Below are 19,507 nucleotides of genomic sequence, written 5' to 3'. Positions count from 1 at the left end.
AACCGGGGCCGCACCCGACCGGGTGCGGCCCCGTTGTCGTGTCCGGGGGAGAAGGGTGAGGGCCGGTGCGCCGGGGGTGACGAAACCTGGACGAATGGTCACCGTCAACGGGCGATGGATACCATTTTGATCTCGTTTGCGCACAATGGGGTGACGGTTGGGTCACGTGGCTTTAGCCGTGCTGAATGACCAGGCTAAACCGGGCTAAACTCGCCGCACCGAACAGTAAAGGACAAGCGGTGTCGAATGTTCGCATTTGGTGCCGCCACCCTCAGATGCGCAAGGAGCGCGCGTGCGCACACGTCTCGTGACCGTGTTGCTCGCCCTGATCACCGCCATCCTGGTGATCCCCGGGCCAGTGGCAGCGGCAGACGAACAGGGCGGTGAAGCGCTGCACGGTCAGATCCTCAACCCGGAGAACCGGGATCAAGGTGTCGAAGGCATCGGGATCACGGTCTACGACGGCGAGGACGAGATCGGGGCGGCGGAGACCGACTCTGATGGAATGTGGGAAGTGGAGCTGCCCGAACCGGGCACCTACCGCGTAGTGGTGGACCAGGAGTCCGTCCCCAGCGAGTACGTCGTACGAGAGGGCATCATCGTCGACGGCGAGACCGAGGTCGAGGTCGAGGCCGACGACCGGCGCCCCCTCATCGTGGCCCTGGAGGGCGCGGGCGCCGCGGAGGGCGGTGACGCCTCGGAGTCCCCCTCGGAGGACGCGGCGGACGACTCCGGCGGCGAGGCCGGGGGAGAGGACGGGGCGGTCACGCCGACGACGGGCGGCGGCAGTTCCTTCGGCGCCCAGTTCCTGCAGCTGACCGTGTCGGGGATCCTCTTCGGCCTGGTGATCGCGATCTCCGCGATCGGTCTGTCGTTGATCTTCGGTACGACGAAGATGATCAACTTCGCCCACGGCGACATGGTGACCTTCGGTGCGATGGTGGCGCTGTTGTTCAGCACGGGCGCCGCGGGGCTGGGCAATTCCCTGTTGGCGATCTTCGCGGGTATCGGGATCGCGGTCCTGATCGGCGGGTTGCTGGAGGCGAGGCTTCCGCGGACGACGTTGATCGTGGCCCAGTGGGTGGCGATCTTCGGCGGTATCGCGCTGGCGACGACGCTGGGGGTCATGGGCGACTCGATCGACTGGCAGGTGCCGCTGTGGTTGGCCGCCGCGATCGCGGTGGTCATGGGTGCGGTGCTGGGCGGGACGATGGAGCGCTACATCTGGCGTCCGCTGCGGCACCGCAACGTGGCGTTGATCCAGATGTTCATCGTGTCGATCGGTCTGGCGCTGATCCTGCGCCACGTGATCCTGGTGATCTTCGGTGCGGGGCGCAACCGCTATGCGGGTTACCAGATCCAGGAGCTGGTCCAGCTGGGTCCGGTGGCGATGGCTCCGCGTGACCTGGTGATCATGGGTGTGGCGGTCGCGGTGCTGGTGGCCGTGGCGTGTCTGTTGCAGTTCACCCGGATCGGCAAGGCGATGCGGGCGGTGTCGGACAACCGTGACCTGGCGGAGTCGTCGGGTATCGACGTGGACCGGGTGACCTTGTACGTGTGGGGTCTCGGCGGCGGTCTGGCGGCTCTGGGCGGTGTGCTCTACGGGCTGAACCAGGTGGTCGAGTACGAGATGGGCTTCCGCCTGCTGCTGCTGATGTTCGCGGCGGTCATCCTGGGCGGTCTCGGCACGGCGTACGGCGCGATGGTGGGCGGTCTGGCCGTCGGCCTGGTGGCGATGCTGTCCACCCTGTGGTTCCCGTCCCAGCTCATGCAAGCGTGGGCACTGGCCCTGATGATCCTCATGCTGCTGGTCAGGCCCCAGGGCCTGCTCGGTCGGCGCGAGCGGGTCGGCTAGGAGAGTAGACGATGGACATCCTTTCGATCCTCGCCGAATCAACCCGTTCGGCGTTTGGTCCGATCGCGGCGATCTATGCGCTCGCCGCCATCGGCCTCAATATTCATTTCGGTTACACGGGCCTGCTGAACTTCGGTCAGGTCGGTTTCATGCTGGTGGGCGCGTACGGCGTCGGGATCAGTGTGGCGGTGTTCGATCTGCCGCTGGCGGTCGGCTTCGGTGTGGGCCTGTTGTGTGCGTTGGTGTTGGCGTTGCTGCTGGGTATTCCGACGCTGAGGTTGCGGGCGGACTACCTGTCGATCACGACGATCGCGGCGGCGGAGGTGATCCGCCTGGTGTACCGGGCGGGTTTCGCGGAGCCGTTGACCGGTGGCGCTTTCGGTCTGCAGAACCTGTCGGCGGACTTCCGGACGCTGAACCCGTTCGACGCGGGTGAGCGGTACGGGTTCGGTCTGCTGGCCTACAACGGCAACCACTTGTGGGTTCTGGTGGTGACGTGGGGCCTGGTGGCGGTGATGGCCGGCCTGACGTGGTTGTTGATGCACAGTCCGTGGGGCCGTGTGATCAAGGGCATCAGGGAGGACGAGGACGCGGTCCGCAGCCTGGGCAAGAACGTGTTCGCGTACAAGATGCAGGCGCTGGTGCTGGGTGGTCTGATCGGTTCGCTGGCGGGTTGCATGCTGGCGGTGTACCAGGCGTCGATCCAGCCGGACCAGTTCAAGCCGCAGGTGACGTTCTTCCTGTGGGTGATCCTGCTGCTCGGCGGTGCCGGGCGGGTGTTCGGCCCGGTGCTGGGCGCGATGGCGTTCTGGTTCCTGATGACGTTCACCGACGGTGTGCTGCAGGGCATGGGCGCCCTGGGCTGGCTGCCGTTCCTGGACGGTCCGGACTACGGTGCGATTCAGCTGGCGTTCGCCGGGTTGATGCTGGTGGTGCTGATCGTGTTCCGGCCGCAGGGTCTCATCGGCGACCGTAAGGAGATGTTGGTCAATGTCAAGTGACGAGGCGAACGTCGGCGCGGGTGTCGACCGGATGGTCGGCGCGGAGCCGGTTCCGGGTTCGGCGAAGTCGGATCCCATCCTGGTGGCGGACGGTGTGCGCCGGTCGTTCGGCGGTCTGACCGCTGTGGACGTGGAGCACGTGGAGGTGCAGCGGGGGACGATCACGGCGTTGATCGGTCCGAACGGTGCGGGGAAGTCGACGCTGTTCAACCTGTTGACCGGGTTCGACCGGGTGGACCGGGGCCGGTGGACGTTCGAGGGTCGGGCGATCAACGGCAAGCGCGGCCACCAGGTGGCGCGTGCGGGGATGGTGCGGACGTTCCAGCTGACCAAGGCGCTGACCCGTATGACGGTGTTGGACAACATGCTGTTGGGTGCGCCGGGTCAGTTCGGGGAGCGGATGGCGGGTGCGTTCCTGCGTCCTGTGTGGCAGAGGCAGGAGCGGGAGAACACGGCGCGTGCGCTGGTCCTGCTGGAGCGTTTCAAGCTCATCGACAAGCGCGATGACATGGCGGGTTCTCTGTCTGGTGGTCAGCGCAAGCTGTTGGAGATGGCGCGTTCGCTGATGACGGATCCGAGCATGATCATGCTGGACGAGCCGATGGCGGGTGTGAACCCGGCGCTGGTGCAGTCGTTGCTGGGGCATATCACGGCGTTGCGCGACGAGGGCAAGACCGTGTTGTTCGTCGAGCACGACATGGACGTGATCATGGGTATCAGCGACTGGATCGTGGTGCTCGCGCAGGGGCGGGTGATCGCCGAGGGCCGTCCCTCGGACATCCGCGCGGATCAGCAGGTGATCGACGCCTACCTGGGCGCCCAGGAGGAGACGGACGAGACCCGGGGGAGTGGCGAATGACGGGGAAGGACGATCCGAGGCCGGGCCCGGACGGGGTCCCTGCGGAGGCCGGGGACGCGGCCGTGGTGCAGGAGCACCGTGAGGAGGTCCTGGAGCAGGCGAGGGCCGAGGGCGTGGAGGTGGGTGGTCCGGAGGACTACCTGCTGTTGGCGCGGGACCTGGTGGCGGGTTATGTGCCGGGGGTGAACATCCTGAACGGGTGCACCCTGACCCTCACCGAGGGTGAGGTCGTGGCGATCATCGGTCCGAACGGTGCGGGCAAGTCGACGCTGATCAAGACGATCTTCGGGTTGATCCCGGTGCGCGAGGGCGGTCTGACGCTGCGGGGCGTGAGTATCGCGGGTCTGCCGGCGCACAGTCTGGTGGAGCGCGGTGTGGGGTACGTGCCGCAGACGCAGAACGTGTTCCCGTCGTTGAGCATCGAGGAGAACCTGCAGATGGGGGCGTATTTGCGGCCCCGTTCGTTCGCCGAGAGGTTCGGGGTGGTGGCGGACCTGTTCCCGTTGTTGGGGGAGCGGCGCAAGGCCAAGGCGGGTTCGCTGTCGGGTGGTGAGCGCCAGATGGTGGCGATGGGTCGTGCGTTGATGATGAATCCGTCGGTGCTGTTGTTGGACGAGCCGACGGCGGGTCTGTCCCCGATCTATCAGGAGGAGGTGTTCCAGCGGGTCAAGGAGGTCAACGAGACGGGTGTCTCGGTGGTCATGGTGGAGCAGAACGCCCGCCGGTGCCTCCAGATCTGTGACCGGGGTTATGTCCTGGACCAGGGCCGGAACGCGTACACGGGTTCGGGTGGGGATCTGTTGAACGATCCGAACGTGATCGAGCTGTACCTGGGGACGCTCGCGAAGGGCTGACCGGGTGTGCGGAGGGGGCGGGGCCTGCGGGCTCCGCCCCCTTCGTCGTGTGCGGGGGCCGCGGGTCCTGCGGCGGTCTGTCCGGCCGCATGCTTCCCCTGCGCGGGGAAGCCCGTGCGGTGGGGAGGGGCCGGTGCGTGGCTCCGCGCGGGGCCGTGGCCGGTGCGGGAACGCTGTCGGGCGTGGCCCCGGGGGCGCGGTGTGGCGCGGCCCGGAGTCTTCCGGGGGCGGCGGGGCGGTCGGCCGGGCGGTGCGGCCGTGTGGCCGCGCCGGGGGCGTGGGGGGCGGCGGTGTCCCGGCGGGGCGGTCGTGGGACGTGGGAGAGGCGCCCCGGGTGTTCCCGGGGCGCCTCGGTGGTGCGGGTGTTCTCGGGGCGGGTCACCGCGGGGTGGCCGCCCGGCGGGGGTTACCCGTCGACGGAGTGCTCCTCGTAGGCGAGGATCTCGTGGCCGTCGTCCCCGAAGTGGAAGATCTCGAAGGTGGCGGCGGTCGGGTCGCCGTTGTCGTCGAAGTCGATGTTGCCGCTGACGCCCTGGTAGTTGATCTCCTCACCGTCGGCGAGGAGGTCGCGGCACTCGGCGAAGCTGCCGCACTCGGTGCCCTCGGGGCGGCTGATGTTGGGCAGTTCGGCGACGTAGTCGCTGGGGGCCACGCTGTCAGCGGCCTCGGCGGCCAGGGCGATGGCGGTGACGCAGTCGTAGACCTGGGGGGCGAACTGGAAGACGTCGAGTTCCTCGTTGAACGCGGTCAGGCCCTCGGTGAACTCGGGGTTGTCGGCGCTGGGGGCCACGCCGGTGATGCCGTTGACGCTGTCGGGGTCGTCGGCGTTGACGGTCTCGCCGAGGCCGGCGTCGTTGAGGCCGTCGGTGATGAACAGCTGGTCGCCCGCGACGCCGGACTCCAGGAGCTGGGCGATGACCTGCGCGCCCTCCTCGAAGGCGATGAGCGCGACGGCGTCGGGCTCGTCGCCGCTGACGGCGTTGACGACGGAGTCGAAGGTGGTGGCCTCGGGGTCGTAGGTCTCGTTGACGGTGACCTGGGCGCCGAGGCTCTCCAGTTCGGCCTGGAGGCCGTCGGCGTAGCCGCGGCCGTAGTCGTCGCCGCGGGAGACGATGGCGACGTTCTGGTGGCCGGCGTCGGCGATGGTGCGGGCCATGACGATGGAGGAGAGGGCGTCGCTGGGGGCGGTGCGGAAGTAGTATCCGCCGTCCTCGATCTCGCTGAGCTCGGCGGCGGTGTTGGAGCCGGAGCACTGGACGATCTCGGCACCGGTGATGGTGTCGTAGGTGGCCTGGGTCATGCCGGAGGCGGCGGCGCCGATGACGGCGTTGACCTCGTCGGCGACGAGGGCGTTGGCGGCCTCGTTGGCCTGGGCGTTGTCGCCGGCCTCGTCGGCCTCGACGATGGCGGGGACCTCGGTGCCGAGGATGCCGCCGGCGTCGTTGATCTCCTGGACGGCGTACTGGGCCGCGGTGATCTGGGGCGGGCCGAGGAAGGCGAGGCTGCCGGTCTGCGGGTAGAGGACGCCGAAGGTGAACTCCTCGCCGCCGCCGCTCGCGTCGCCGCCGCCTTCTCCGCCGTCGCTGCCACACGCGGTCAGTCCGAGTACCAGGGCCGCGGTTGCGGCAGTCAGGCCCAGGACCTTCTTGCTTGCCATGATCGTGGTCACTCCGTTCAACCGGCGAAGCACGCGTTGCGTGTCGCAGCGGTGCCGTTGTTGCGTGTGCGCCCTGATGCCCGCGGTGTGTGGCATGACTTAATCAGGAGCGTTAGCGGAGCTTAATCATGGATCTTCTACCTCGGAAAGAACATTTCGGGCGTTGGTGCCGACTCGCCGTCATGCTGTTATGGCTCTGTAGTCATCACGGGGATTCCGGCGCACCCGGCTGGACGGTTGGGAGCTGTGCGCACACGGGGGAAAGCATTCTGTCGCGATGACCAGGCATGACGAAGCCCGACCGTCAAGTGTTGAGGTCGGGTCGGGGAAAGACGGGAAAGCACGGGCGGCGGCCCGGAGCGGTCCTTACCGAATGAGGAAAAACCCTTGGCCGTTATTGCGCCGCGGTCTTGTGGGCGCCCTTGCGGCCGGCCCGCGGCGGTTCCTCCCCGCGGGCCGCGCGCGTGCCCTACTCCCCGGGCACGTCGCGGAGCATGCAGGTGAGGCGGGAGGTGCACACCTTGCGGTCCCGGTCGTCGGTGATGGTGATGTCCCACGTGGCCAGGGTGCGGCCCAGGTGCACCGGGGTGGCCACGCCGGTCACGTGCCCCGAGGTCGCCGAGCGGTGGTGCGTCGCGTTGATCTCGATGCCCACGGCGATGCGGCCGAACTGGTGGGCGTGGATGGTGGAGCCGATGGAGCCCAGGGACTCGGCGAGGACGCAGGAGGCGCCGCCGTGGAGCAGTCCGAACGGCTGGACGTTGCCCTCCACCGGCATGCGTCCCACCACGCGCTCGGCGGAGGCCTCGGTGACCTCGATGCCCATGGTCTCGCCCAGGCCGCCCGCGAGGGCGCCGGTGTCGAGCATGCGGCGCAGCGCCTCGGAGTCCGTCGTCATGATGTGTGCCTTCCGATTCGGTGGAAACGCGCCCGGGCCGGGTGAAACCGGCCGGTGCGGAGCCGGGGACCTCGCGGGGGTGGCCGCGAAGTGTCCGCTCCGCATCCTAGGATTCGTCTGTGGTGACGAATCGAGAGACCCCCGACCAGACATCCCAGGCCGGCGCCGGGGCGGGCAGTGCCGCCCCCGCGGACGGCGGTGGGCGCCCGCGCCTTCTCCTCCTCGACGGCCACTCGATGGCCTTCCGGGCGTTCTTCGCGCTTCCGGTGGACAAGTTCGGCACGAGTACCGGGCAGTCGACCAACGCCGTCTACGGTTTCGCGTCGATGCTGGTCAAGCTGTTGCGCGACGAGGAGCCCACGCATGTGGCGGTGGCGTGGGACCTGTCGGGCCCGACGTTTCGCCACGAGGAGTACGAGGAGTACAAGGGGGGCCGTTCCGAGACCCCGCCGGAGTTCCCCTCCCAGGTGCCCCTCACCCAGGACCTGATGCGGCTGATCGGTGTGGCCAACCTGTCGGCGCCGGGCTTCGAGGCCGACGACGTCATCGCCACCCTGGCCCGCCAGGGCTGCGAGGCCGGGATGGAGGTGCTCATCGCCTCCGGCGACCGCGACGCCTTCCAGCTGGTCACCGACTCCTGCACGGTCCTGTACCCGGGGAAGAGCCTGTCCGACCTGCGCCGGATGGACCCGGCCGCGGTCGAGGAGAAGTACGCGGTCCCCCCGGAGCGCTACCGCGACCTGGCCGCGCTGGTGGGTGAGAAGGCCGACAACCTGCCGGGCGTGCCCGGGGTGGGCCCCAAGACGGCCGCCAAGTGGATCGCCAAGTACGGGTCCCTGGACGAGCTGATCGCCCACGCGGACGAGATCGGCGGCAAGGCCGGGCAGAACTTCCGCGACCACATGGACGACGTCCTGCGCAACCAGCGCCTCAACCTGCTGGCCACGGACGTGGAGCTGGACGCCGACGTGGCCTCGCTGGTGCTGGGCGAGGCGGACAGGGCCGGGGTGGACGCGCTCTTCGACAACCTGGAGTTCGCCTCCAACCTGCGCGAGCGCCTGTACGCGGTCCTGAGGACGGACGGGGACGGCGGCGCCGCGGAGGGCGCGGCCCCGGCGGCCGAGGGGTTCGCGGTGGACCTGACGGTGGCCGGCACCGGGGAGCTGGCGGCGTGGCTGCGCGAGCACGCCGCGGCCGACACCCCGGAGAGCGACACCCTCACCCCGCAGGCGCCGGCGGGGGTCGCGCTGGACGCGGTCTGGGGGCAGGGGTCGGGCCGGGTGGACGCGCTGGCGATCAGCGTTCCGGCCGGCGCGGCGGTGTTCGTCGACCCGACGCTGCTGGACCCGGCCGACACCGAGGCGCTGGCGGGGTTCCTGGCCGACCCCGGCCGGCCCAAGGTGGTGCACGAGTACAAGGGCGCCCTGCTGGCGCTGGGCGCGCACGGGTGGTCGCTGGGCGGGGTGGTGAGCGACACGGCCCTGGCCGCGTACCTGGTGCAGCCCGGGCAGCGCCGGTTCGACCTGGCGGACCTGTGCCGCAGGTACCTGGGCCGGGAGCTGGAGGAGGACACCTCGGGGGACCAGCTGTCGCTGGACCTGGGCGAGGGCGGCGACGCGGGCTCGGGCCGGCAGCACCTTCTGGCGGTGCGGGCGGCCGCGACCCGCGACCTGGCGGGGGTGCTGACGGCGGAGCTGGACAAGCGGGGCGGGACGCACCTGCTGGCCGACGTGGAGCTGCCGCTGGTGGACGTGCTGGCGCGGATGGAGCGGGCGGGCATCGCCGCCGACCGCGAGTACCTGGAGGGGCTCCAGGAGGAGTTCGCCTCGGCGGCCCGGGGGGCGGTGGAGAAGGCGCACGAGGTGGTCGGCCGGGAGTTCAACCTGGGGTCGCCCAAGCAGCTCCAGCAGGTCCTGTTCGAGGACCTGGGCCTGCCCAGGACGAAGAAGATCAAGACGGGGTACACGACCGACGCGGACGCGCTGGCGTGGCTGGCGGCGCAGAGCGACCACGAGCTGCCCGGGGTGCTGCTGCACCACCGCGACCAGACGAAGCTGAAGACGACGGTCGAGGGCCTGATCAAGACGATCGCCGACGACGAGCGCATCCACACCACGTTCAACCAGACGGTGGCGGCGACGGGGCGGCTCAGCTCGACGGAGCCGAACCTGCAGAACATCCCCGTGCGCACGGACGTGGGCCGGCGCATCCGGCGGGCGTTCGTGGTGGGCGAGGGGTTCGACGAGCTGCTGACGGCGGACTACAGCCAGATCGAGCTGCGCATCATGGCGCACCTGTCGGGCGAGCAGGCGCTCATCGACGCGTTCGACAGCGGTTACGACTTCCACGCCCAGATGGCCGCGCAGGTGTTCGGTGTGCCGGTGGAGGAGGTCGACGGCGAGGCGCGGTCGCGGATCAAGGCGATGAGCTACGGCCTGGCCTACGGGTTGAGCGCCTACGGCCTGTCCCAGCAGCTGGGGATCACGCCGGAGGAGTCCAAGCGGTTGATGGAGGACTACTTCGCGGAGTTCGGCGGGGTGCGCGACTACCTGAACGCGGTGGTGGAGGAGGCGCGCCGGGTCGGGTACACGGAGACGATCCTGGGGCGGCGGCGCTACCTGCCCGACCTGACGAGCGACAACCGGCAGCGGCGCGAGATGGCGGAGCGGATGGCGCTCAACGCCCCGATCCAGGGGTCGGCGGCGGACATCATCAAGGTGGCGATGCTGCAGGTGGACGCGGCGATCACCGATCGGGGGCTGTCCTCGCGGGTACTGCTCCAGGTGCACGACGAGCTCGTGGTGGAGGTCGCCCCGGGGGAGCGCGAGGAGGTCGAAAACCTCGTGACGCACGAGATGAACTCGGCCTATGCTCTGCGTGTCCCGCTGGGGGTCTCGGTCGGCAGCGGGCAGAACTGGCACGACGCCGCGCACTGAGCGGGGCGCCGGCGGCCCCGGTCCCGGGGCCGCCGTGGGGGGACACGGGAGGCGGGGACGGTGGCGGCGCGCGGTGGGACCGGTGACGGGGGCGGGTTGACCGTGGGATCGGTCACGGTCCCCGCCGACGCCCTGGTGTGGAGGTTCTCGCGGTCCTCGGGGCCGGGCGGGCAGCACGTCAACACCTCCGACACGCGCGTGTCGCTGTCCCTGGACGTGGCGGGGTGCGGGCCCCTGGGCGAGGTGCGGCGCCGGCGGGCGCTGGAGCGCCTGCGGGGGCGGCTGGTGGACGGGGTGCTGACGGTGACGGTGCAGACGCACCGGTCGCAGGTCCGCAACCGGGCCGAGGCGCGGGAGCGGATGGAGTCGCTCCTGGCCGAGGCGACGGCTCCGCCGGCGCGCGGGCGGCGGGCGACCCGGCCGGGCCGCCGGGCCGAGCAGCGGCGCCTCGACGCCAAGCGGCGCCGCGGCGACGTCAAACGGTCACGCTCTCGTCCTCCTTTGGACTGACCGCAACCGGGGTCCAGAACTTTTTTCCCGGGGACGGGGGAGGCGGTCCGCGGATGTCCGCACAGTTCCCCGCGGGGCGCCGTGCGCCCGTGCGGACGTGGGTGTACCGTCCAGTTGATCTTGACCGCCATGCTCGGGTAAGTTGCGGCCATTGTGCCCTTCGTCGGGTTGGCGGCCCGGGGTTCCGATTGACCAGGACGCCCTTGTCTCATATTCTGGCGGGACCGTTGTGGGTTCGTGCGGGCGGCTGCTGTCTCCGAGCTGGGGACAGAGGTGTCGCACCGCTCCGGTCACCACTCTGGAACCAGGCGGCTGGTGTACACCGACGGATCAGGTTCCGTCGTGACCCTGCTTTCTGCGTCTGGATGACGGATCGACGGGCTCGAACCCGCGGCATGCCCATTTTCTGAATCTGTCCGTATCCGGAGTCCACCCACAAATGACGAGCAGCACCGAGGCCACCTCGACACCCCAGGTAGCGGTCAACGACATCGGGTCCGAGGAAGCCTTCCTCGCGGCGATCGACGAGACCATCAAGTACTTCAACGACGGTGACATTGTCGAGGGCACCATCGTGAAGGTCGATCGAGACGAGGTCTTGCTCGACATCGGCTACAAGACCGAGGGTGTGATCCCCTCCCGGGAACTGTCGATCAAGCACGACGTCGACCCCGGTGAGGTCGTTGCTGTCGGCGACCAGGTCGAAGCCCTCGTTCTCCAGAAGGAGGACAAGGAAGGTCGACTGATCCTGTCCAAGAAGCGCGCCCAGTACGAGCGCGCCTGGGGCACGATCGAGAAGATCAAGGAGGAGGACGGCGTCGTCACCGGCACCGTCATCGAGGTCGTCAAGGGCGGTCTCATCCTCGACATCGGCCTGCGCGGCTTCCTCCCGGCGTCCCTCGTCGAGATGCGTCGTGTGCGCGACCTGCAGCCGTACGTCGGCCGCGAGCTCGAGGCGAAGATCATCGAGCTGGACAAGAACCGCAACAACGTGGTCCTGTCCCGTCGCGCCTGGCTGGAGCAGACCCAGTCCGAGGTCCGCCAGACGTTCCTCAACACGCTCCAGAAGGGGCAGATCCGCAAGGGCGTCGTCTCCTCGATCGTCAACTTCGGTGCGTTCGTGGACCTGGGCGGCGTCGACGGCCTGGTGCACGTCTCCGAGCTGTCCTGGAAGCACATCGACCACCCCAGCGAGGTCGTCGAGGTCGGCCAGGAGGTCACCGTCGAGGTCCTCGACGTGGACATGGAGCGCGAGCGCGTCTCCCTGTCGCTCAAGGCGACCCAGGAAGACCCGTGGCAGCAGTTCGCCCGGACCCACCAGATCGGCCAGGTCGTCCCCGGCAAGGTCACCAAGCTGGTTCCGTTCGGTGCGTTCGTGCGCGTCGAGGAGGGCATCGAGGGCCTGGTCCACATCTCCGAGCTGGCCGAGCGCCACGTCGAGGTGCCGGAGCAGGTCGTCCAGGTCGGCACCGAGATCTTCGTCAAGATCATCGACATCGACCTCGACCGCCGTCGCATCAGCCTCTCGCTGAAGCAGGCCAACGAGAGCGTCTCCCCGGACCAGGTGGACTTCGACCCCACCCTGTACGGCATGGCGGCCGACTACGACGAGCAGGGCAACTACAAGTACCCCGAGGGCTTCGACGCGGACTCCGGCGAGTGGCTGGAGGGCTTCGAGGCTCAGCGGGACGAGTGGGAGCGCAGCTACGCCGAGGCGCAGGCCCGCTTCGAGGCGCACCGCAAGCAGGTCGAGGAGGCCCGTGCGGCCGAGGCCGACGCTGCGAACGCGCCCGCCCCGGAGGAAGAGGACGACTACACGGACGGCGGCGCCCAGAGCGCCGGCTCGTCCGGTTCGGAATCCTCCAGCAGCGGCGCCCTGGCCTCTGACGAGGCCCTGGCCGCGCTCCGCGAGAAGCTCGCGGGCGGCGAGGCCTAGGCAGGAGGTCCCGCAGAGGGTCCCCTGACAGCCGCGAAGGGCCGTCCCCCGTCAGGGGGGCGGCCCTTCGTCGTGTCCGGGCGGGGGCACGGTCCGGGCCCGCGTGAGGGCGGCCGCGGCGCGTTTGCGCCCTCCCGTCCCGGGGCGCGCCGGTTCCGCGCGGACGGCCCCGGGGGCGGGCCCCGCCGGGCTAGGGTCGGTGGCGTGCCCCGGCGGGCGGGGCGCGTGAGGAGACGACGTGTTCGACATCCACCCGGCCACCCCCGCCGACGCGGGTGAGGTCTTCACCCTCCAGCGGGCGGCGTTCGTCGACGAGGCCCAGGCCCACGGCGACCCGTTCGTCCTCCCGCTCACCGAGGGCCTGGACCGGATCGGCAGGGTGATCGCGCAGCCGGACGCCCTGGTCCTCAAGGCCGTGGAGGGTCCCAGGATCGTCGGCGCGGTCCGCGCGGCGGTCGCGGGGGCCAACGCCGTCGTGGGGCGCCTGGCGGTCGCCCCCGACCGGCGCCGCCTCGGCATCGGGCGGGCGCTGCTCACCCGTGTGGAGGAGGAGCTGCTGGTCCGCCACCCCGGGCTGACCTCCCTCACCCTGTCCACCGGCGCCCAGGGCGTCGGGGAGCAGCGCCTGTACCGGGAGCGCGGGTACGCGGAGACGTCGCGGGAGCGTGTGGCCGACCACCTGGTCATGGTGCACATGCGCAAGGAGGTCGTTCCGGCGGTGCGCTCCGGGGCCGCGGGGTGAGCCCCGCACGCTCGGGGCGGGGCGCCCGTGCCGGGCCGGGCCGGGACGTCTAGGGTTCGGGGCATGCTGAAAGTGGGACTGACCGGAGGGATCGGCTCGGGCAAGAGCACGGTCTCGTCCGCGCTGGCCGCCTACGGGGCGGCCGTCGTCGACGCCGACGCGATCGCCCGGGAGGTGGTCGAGCCGGGGACGCCGGGGCTGGACGCCGTCGTCGCGGAGTTCGGCGAGGGGGTGCTGGCCCCGGGGGGCGGGCTGGACCGCCCCAGGCTGGGCGAGGTCGTTTTCGCCGACGCGGACAGGCTCGCCGCGCTGAACGCCATCGTGCACCCGCTGGTCGCCCGGCGCAGCGAGGAGCTGATGGAGGAGGCGTCGGCCGCAGGGGTGGAGGTCGTCGTCTACGACGTCCCCCTGCTGGTGGAGAACGGCCTGGGGCCCCTCTACGACGTGGTCGTGGTGGTGGACGCCCCCGACGAGGTGCGGGTGGACCGGGTCGCGCAGAGCCGCGGCGTGCCGCGTGAGCAGGTGTGGGCGCGGATCCGGGCGCAGGCGGACCGGGACGCCCGGCTGGCCGCCGCCGACCTGGTGGTCGACAACTCCGGCACCCCGCAGGAGCTGCGGGAGCGGGTCGCCCGCCTGTGGGAGGACCTCCTGGCCCGGGCCTGAGGGCTCCCCGCGGCGTTCGCCGCGCCGGGCGCGTGCCGCGCCCTCCCGCGCGGGCCCCCGCGGCGGCCCGGGGCAGGAGGCCCGCGGCGTTCGCCGCGGTTCCCGGCCGTCCGGGCCGCCGCCGGGGCGCCCGGGCTCACCGGGGGGCTCCGCCCTCCCCGCCGCCCCGGTGGAGGGCCTCGGTCAGGGAGGAGCCGGCGTCGACGGCCTCGCGCACGAGCTCCTCGCGGACGCGGCGGGCGGCCTCGACGCCGAGCAGGCTGTCGTCGAGTTCCTCGGTGTGCATCGTGTCCCTGGAGGAGGACAGCGCGAGTTCGGCGTAGTCGCCGGCCCGGTCGGCGATGGCCTGGCACTGCTCCCATTCGCGGTGCGCGGTGACGGCCGCGTGGACGCGCTCGCCGTAGTCGGACAGGACGCCGACGCGGTCGGCGATCGCCCGGTGGGCGCGTTCGACCGCCTCCTTGTGGGGCGCGAGCGCCCGCGTGACCTGTGGTGAGACGGCCTCGCGCGTGCGCTGTACCAGTTCCCTGCGCAGGGAGCGGAGCCGCAGCAGCTCCTGGGACAGCCGCCACTCCTCCTCCCGCAGGAGGGGGAGGGTGTGGCCGGCCTCGAACGAGTCGCCGAGCACGTCGGCGGCCTCCTCCACACGGTCCGTCGCCTGTTGGGCGCGGGCGAACAGGTGGGCCTCGGGCTCCTCGCGGCGGGTGGCGTGGCCGTAGGGGCGGCCGAAGTCCTCGGGCAGGACGTAGCGGTCGTGGTGTTCGGCGGCCAGGCGGGCCACCATGCCGGGGCGCATGACGGCGCCGGCGCCTCCCGCGGCCGCGGCCAGGTAGAGGGCGGCGGTGGTGGGGTCGCCGGGCACGGGCAGGTCCAGCGGTCCGAGGGCCTGGCCGAGGAGCAGGCGGGCGAGGAGCACCCCGGCCGCGGACGCGGGCAGCGCCCAGAAGGAGTGCACGACCAGGTCGGCCCAGTCGTCGGAGAAGGAGCCCTTGAGGGAGACCAGGACCAGGACGGCGACCGTGGCGCCCAGGCAGAGCAGGGCGAGCAGCGCGGGCCCGAGCGCGGGGGCGAGGAGGGCGGCGACGGCCAGGGAGGCGCCCCCCGTGGCGGTGAGGAGGGCGAGCTGCCTCCAGGTGGGCCGCCCGGGCGGGCCGGCGGAGGCGGGCAGGAGCTTCTCGGGGCGGGCCCTCATGCGGGCGAGCGCGCGCGGTGGGAGGCCGGGGTCGAACGTGGGTCTGGAGGGGTGGGACACGGCTGGCACCTCGTCTCGGGGCGCTGGGCGCTGGCTCCGATGGTAATCTCCGGCGTCCCGGACGCCCAGGGATGTCCTCGGCTGTCTGTAGCGTTAGGTGTGAGGGGACATGGGGCGGCTCGGGGGCGCCCCGAAGGCAGGAGCGGGAGAAGAGGGCGACGTGCGACCGGTCAGCGGCATCAAGCGCAGTGAGGCACCGTTCGAGGTCATCTCGGACATGACGCCGGCGGGGGACCAGCCCGGGGCGATCGCGGAGATCACCAGGAGGGTGCGCGAGGGGGACCAGCACACGGTCCTGCTCGGTGCGACCGGTACGGGCAAGACGGCGACGGTGGCGTGGACGGTGGAGCAGCTCCAGCGGCCGACCCTGGTGATGCAGCCCAACAAGACCCTGGCGGCGCAGTTCGCCAACGAGCTCCGGCAGATGCTGCCCGACAACGCGGTCGAGTACTTCGTGTCCTACTACGACTACTACCAGCCCGAGGCCTACGTCCCGCAGAGCGACACCTACATCGAGAAGGACTCCTCGATCAACGACGAGGTGGAGCGCCTGCGCCACTCGGCGACCAACTCGCTGCTCACCCGCAGGGACACGATCGTGGTGGCGTCGGTCTCGTGCATCTACGGCCTGGGGACGCCGCAGGAGTACGTGGACCGGATGGCGCAGCTGTCGGTGGGCATGGAGGTCGACCGCGACCAGCTGCTGCGCCGCCTGGTGGAGATGCAGTACTCGCGCAACGACACCGCGTTCACGCGCGGCACCTTCCGGGTGCGCGGCGACACCGTGGAGATCATCCCGGTGTACGAGGAGCTGGCGATCCGCATCGAGATGTTCGGTGACGAGGTCGAGCGGCTGCTGACGCTGCACCCGCTCACCGGCGAGGTGCTGGGGGAGAGCCGGGAGATGTTCATCTTCCCGGCCTCGCACTACGTGGCCGGCGAGGAGCGCACCGAGCGGGCGATCGCCTCGATCGAGGCCGAGCTGGCCGAGCGGCTGGCCGAGCTGGAGGGACAGGGCAAGCTGCTGGAGGCGCAGCGCCTGCGCATGCGCACCACCCACGACCTGGAGATGATGCGGCAGCTGGGCACCTGCTCGGGCATCGAGAACTACTCGCGGCACTTCGACGGCCGCGAGCCGGGGAGCGCCCCCAACACCCTCCTGGACTACTTCCCCGAGGACTTCCTGCTGGTGCTGGACGAGTCGCACGTGACCGTCCCGCAGATCGGCGCGATGTACGAGGGCGACGCCGCGCGCAAGCGCACACTGGTCGACCACGGTTTCCGGCTCCCCTCGGCCATGGACAACAGGCCGCTCAAGTGGGAGGAGTTCACCGGGCGGATCGGGCAGAGCGTCTACCTGTCGGCGACCCCGGGCCGCTACGAGCTGCGCCAGAGCGGCGGGGACGTGGTGGAGCAGGTGATCCGCCCCACGGGCCTGGTGGACCCGCAGGTGCTGGTCAAGCCCACGGAGGGGCAGATCGACGACCTGGTCCACGAGATCCGCGTGCGGGCCGAGCGCCAGGAGCGCGTGCTGGTGACCACCCTGACGAAGAAGATGGCGGAGGACCTCACCGACTACTTCGCGGAGCTGGGCATCCGGGTGCGGTACCTGCACAGCGAGGTGGACACGCTGCGCCGGGTGGAGCTGCTGAGGGAGCTGCGCGTCGGCGAGTTCGACGTGCTGGTGGGCATCAACCTGCTGCGGGAGGGCCTGGACCTGCCCGAGGTGTCGCTGGTGGCGATCCTCGACGCGGACAAGGAGGGCTTCCTGCGCTCGGAGACCTCCCTGATCCAGACCATCGGCCGCGCGGCGCGCAACGTCGCGGGCCAGGTGCACATGTACGCGGACAACGTGACGGACTCGATGAGGGCCGCCCTGGACGAGACCGACCGCCGCCGGGAGAAGCAGCTGGCGTACAACGCCGAGCACGGGATCGACCCGACCCCGCTGCGCAAGCAGATCGCCGATATCCTGGACTCGCTGAACCGGGAGGACGTGGACACCGAGCAGCTCATGGCCACGGGGTACCGCGGCAGCGGCCCCCAGGGCGCCAAGGCCCCGGTGCCGGCGCTGGGCGAGCGCGCGGACGTGTCGGCGATGCCGCGTGCCGAGCTGGCCGGGCTGATCGAGCAGCTGGGCGCGCAGATGCACCAGGCCGCCGCCGATCTGCACTTCGAGCTCGCGGCCCGGCTGCGGGACGAGATCGGCGAGCTGAAGAGGGAGCTTCGCGGGATGGACGCGGCCGGTGTGAAGTAGGGGGAGGGTGCGCCCGACCCCCGCCGGGCGGGGCGTGCGGCCGCTGCGGTCCCGGTCAGGGCCCTCTGCGGCGTCTCGGGCGAGGCACGTTTCGAGAACGATGAGGTCGCGTAGTTACCTCCGCGTGACATACTCTTGGCCTTACGCAGGACGTATGTCGTGATTGCCGTGTATTCGGCTGTGGGGGACGCATGAGGGTTCGGTATCTGGTGGGCGCGGGCGGTGCGCTGGTGTCCGCGTCGCTGGCCACCGTCCTGCTCACCGGTTGTGGAACGGCCTTCGGGCAGGACGAGTCGGACGAGCCCGCGGTGCCCCCGACCCCCGAGGACGCGGCCCACGAGGCCGCGGTCCCCGAGCACAACGTCATCAACGAGGACGTCCTCATCATCGTGGACGACGGCGCCGAGGTCAGCGAGGAGTGCGGGGACCGCGAGGTCGTCGTCACCGCCGACGACGCGGTCGTGGTCCTGGACGGCGACTGCGGGCTGGTGCGCGCCACGGGCCGGGGGTCGACCGTGGACGTGGGCTCGGCCGACAAGATCGTGCTGGTCGGGGTGGACAACACCGTCTCCTTCGCCTCCGGCGACCCCGTGGACAAAACCCAGGCCCGAACCACCACCGTCACGGTGGGCGGCCCGCCCGCCGGGTCCCCCCCGGGGGGGGGGCGCGGCGCGCCCCCCCCCGGCCGCGGACCGTCGACGGAGCGGGACGATTCCGTGTCGCTGCGTTGACCGCCCCGGCATCCGAGAGTGACCTTCCATCCGTTACCGTGGTGCGCGTCCACAACGCCCCGGACGGGGGCGGGAGGACGAAAGTTTCGGACGGGTGCGGCCGCGCGGAGTGAATTTTCGGCGGCTGTTCGCTGTTCGGTTCTCCCGTTCGGTTCTGAGGCGGTACGGTCGTTTCGTTCCGCCCGCGGTGAATCCGGTCCCGTGGGGGCGGCACGACGGCCACGGGCGGCGCCGCGCACCGTCCGGCCGACCGGTCAGGGGACGCGCGCTCGGCGCGGGGCCCGCTAGGGGAGGGGTGGATGAGCGGTTATGTCGCGCGGGTGCGGCACGACGAGTCGCCCGGAGGCGACGTCGGCCTTGACCCGTTGGTGCGGTCCGCCGCGCAGCGCTGGGCCGCATCGGACCCGCTGCTGCCCGAACCCGTCAGCTTCGCCCCGGGTTCCTACCCGCTCCTGACCGTCAGCGACGAGGACGGCCGCACGGTCGCGGCGGGCACCATGCACTACACCTGGTACCAGCCCGGCGAGGTCGGCCGGATCTGGGGCGTGCCCGACCAGCACTGGCTCACGCCCATCGTCGGGGGCCCCGATCCCGGCCGCGCCCTGGACTCCCTGCTCACCAGCTGGCGCGACCAGCTGGAGGACCTGCCGACGGGCACCGGTTCGGAGTCGGCGGCGCTGGTGAGCTGGCCCGCCCGCGACGTGTGCGGCATCATCCCGCTCCAGCGCCACGGCCTCCAGCCCTACACGGTCCTGGCCGCCCGCAAGCGGCGGCGCGGGGTCCCCCCGTCGCTGCCCCCGCGCGACGTGACGATCCGGCTGGCCGACCGCAGCGACCTCACCCAGGTGGTGGGGCTGCTGATGGAGGAGCACCGGTACGAGCAGCACTTCGGCGGGGTGTTCCTGCAACCTGACACCGCCGAGCAGACCCGGGAGGTGGCGGCGCGGGCGCTGAACCGCTCGCGCTCGTGGATCTGGCTGGCGGAGCGCCGCGGCCGTGCCGTCGGCCTGCTGTGGGTGTCCCCGCCGGAGCGCTCGCGGTGGGCCAAGCCCCTGGTGAACGCCCGCCCGATCGCGCACATCGGTTACGGGGTGGTGATCGCCGACGAGCGCGGCAACGGGATCGGCACCGCCCTGGTCGGCCAGGCGCACCAGGCCCTGGACAGCCACGGCGTGGGCGTCTCGGTGCTGAACTACGCGGCGATGAACCCGTTGTCCGGGCCGTTCTGGCACCGGATGGGGTACCGCCCGGTGTGGACGACCTGGGAGGTCCGTCCGGCGCTCGCCCTGCGCTGACCGGCGGGGAGGCGCCGGCCACCCCGGTCCCGGGGCCGCGGGCCGGGCTCCACTAGCCTGG

Annotated in this window: 15 protein-coding genes; 12 read left to right on the top strand and 3 right to left on the bottom strand. The window is 71.1% G+C overall.

What is annotated here, in order from left to right; genetic code table 11:
* The first annotated feature begins 292 nt into the window (after positions 1-292).
* From ACIRPH_RS02725 to ACIRPH_RS02710, 4 genes are read left to right on the top strand one after another with little or no spacing between them, the layout of a single operon-like run.
* Positions 293-1,855 (top strand): ABC transporter permease subunit, encoded by a 1,563-nt coding sequence (locus ACIRPH_RS02725; protein ID WP_355014148.1) that lies wholly within the window; start codon positions 293-295, stop codon positions 1,853-1,855.
* Between the two features lie 11 nt (positions 1,856-1,866).
* Positions 1,867-2,856 (top strand): branched-chain amino acid ABC transporter permease, encoded by a 990-nt coding sequence (locus tag ACIRPH_RS02720; protein WP_402908451.1) that lies wholly within the window; start codon positions 1,867-1,869, stop codon positions 2,854-2,856.
* Positions 2,846-3,715, top strand: a complete 870-nt coding sequence (locus ACIRPH_RS02715; protein ID WP_402908449.1) for an ABC transporter ATP-binding protein — start codon at positions 2,846-2,848, stop codon at positions 3,713-3,715. Before ACIRPH_RS02720 ends, ACIRPH_RS02715 begins: the two co-directional genes overlap by 11 nt.
* Positions 3,712-4,569 carry an ABC transporter ATP-binding protein gene (locus tag ACIRPH_RS02710; protein WP_402908447.1) on the top strand — a complete coding sequence of 286 codons (858 nt, stop codon included), beginning with the start codon at positions 3,712-3,714 and terminating at the stop codon, positions 4,567-4,569. The genes ACIRPH_RS02715 and ACIRPH_RS02710 overlap by 4 nt, the downstream gene beginning before the upstream one ends.
* Before the next feature lie 406 nt (positions 4,570-4,975).
* On the opposite strand, the gene ACIRPH_RS02705 is transcribed toward ACIRPH_RS02710, so the two are convergent.
* Positions 4,976-6,226 (bottom strand): ABC transporter substrate-binding protein, encoded by a 1,251-nt coding sequence (locus tag ACIRPH_RS02705; RefSeq protein WP_402908445.1) that lies wholly within the window; start codon positions 6,224-6,226, stop codon positions 4,976-4,978.
* A gap of 469 nt (positions 6,227-6,695) precedes the next feature.
* Complete coding sequence (locus tag ACIRPH_RS02700) at positions 6,696-7,124, bottom strand: PaaI family thioesterase (protein ID WP_402908443.1); 429 nt, start codon at positions 7,122-7,124, stop codon at positions 6,696-6,698.
* Between the two features lie 119 nt (positions 7,125-7,243).
* Here ACIRPH_RS02700 and polA point away from each other — a divergent pair, with 119 nt between their 5' ends.
* The 5 genes from polA (at position 7,244) to coaE (ending at position 13,911) form a co-directional block, all read left to right on the top strand.
* Positions 7,244-10,060, top strand: coding sequence for a DNA polymerase I (polA, locus tag ACIRPH_RS02695; protein ID WP_402908441.1), 2,817 nt, complete (start codon positions 7,244-7,246; stop codon positions 10,058-10,060).
* Positions 10,061-10,156: 96 nt separating this feature from the next.
* Complete coding sequence (gene arfB, locus ACIRPH_RS02690) at positions 10,157-10,570, top strand: alternative ribosome rescue aminoacyl-tRNA hydrolase ArfB (RefSeq protein WP_267945744.1); 414 nt, start codon at positions 10,157-10,159, stop codon at positions 10,568-10,570.
* 439 nt (positions 10,571-11,009) lie between these two features.
* Positions 11,010-12,506, top strand: coding sequence for a 30S ribosomal protein S1 (gene rpsA, locus ACIRPH_RS02685; protein WP_352986020.1), 1,497 nt, complete (start codon positions 11,010-11,012; stop codon positions 12,504-12,506).
* A 238-nt stretch (positions 12,507-12,744) separates the two neighbouring features.
* A complete protein-coding gene (locus tag ACIRPH_RS02680) occupies positions 12,745-13,248 on the top strand; it encodes a GNAT family N-acetyltransferase (protein WP_402908437.1) in 504 nt (167 codons plus the stop codon).
* A gap of 63 nt (positions 13,249-13,311) precedes the next feature.
* Positions 13,312-13,911: a dephospho-CoA kinase gene (coaE, locus tag ACIRPH_RS02675; protein WP_402908435.1), complete on the top strand. Its 600-nt coding sequence runs from the start codon at positions 13,312-13,314 to the stop codon at positions 13,909-13,911.
* 136 nt (positions 13,912-14,047) lie between these two features.
* On the opposite strand, the gene ACIRPH_RS02670 is transcribed toward coaE, so the two are convergent.
* Positions 14,048-15,163 carry a hypothetical protein gene (locus ACIRPH_RS02670; RefSeq protein WP_402908433.1) on the bottom strand — a complete coding sequence of 372 codons (1,116 nt, stop codon included), beginning with the start codon at positions 15,161-15,163 and terminating at the stop codon, positions 14,048-14,050.
* Positions 15,164-15,323: 160 nt separating this feature from the next.
* Here ACIRPH_RS02670 and uvrB point away from each other — a divergent pair, with 160 nt between their 5' ends.
* The 3 genes from uvrB (at position 15,324) to ACIRPH_RS02655 (ending at position 19,446) form a co-directional block, all read left to right on the top strand.
* On the top strand, positions 15,324-17,420 hold the full coding sequence (uvrB, locus tag ACIRPH_RS02665; RefSeq protein ID WP_402908431.1) for an excinuclease ABC subunit UvrB: 2,097 nt from the start codon (positions 15,324-15,326) through the stop codon (positions 17,418-17,420).
* A 191-nt stretch (positions 17,421-17,611) separates the two neighbouring features.
* Complete coding sequence (locus ACIRPH_RS02660) at positions 17,612-18,151, top strand: DUF3060 domain-containing protein (protein ID WP_402908429.1); 540 nt, start codon at positions 17,612-17,614, stop codon at positions 18,149-18,151.
* A gap of 299 nt (positions 18,152-18,450) precedes the next feature.
* The gene (locus tag ACIRPH_RS02655) at positions 18,451-19,446 is read left to right on the top strand and encodes a GNAT family N-acetyltransferase (protein ID WP_402908427.1); all 996 of its coding nucleotides are present in this window, start codon (positions 18,451-18,453) and stop codon (positions 19,444-19,446) included.
* The last annotated feature ends 61 nt before the right edge of the window (positions 19,447-19,507 follow it).

The organism is Nocardiopsis sp. NPDC101807, assembly GCF_044766605.1.
In the GTDB taxonomy this organism is placed as follows: Bacteria; Actinomycetota; Actinomycetes; order Streptosporangiales; family Streptosporangiaceae; genus Nocardiopsis; species Nocardiopsis tropica.
This window is presented reverse-complemented; position numbering and strand designations above follow the sequence as displayed.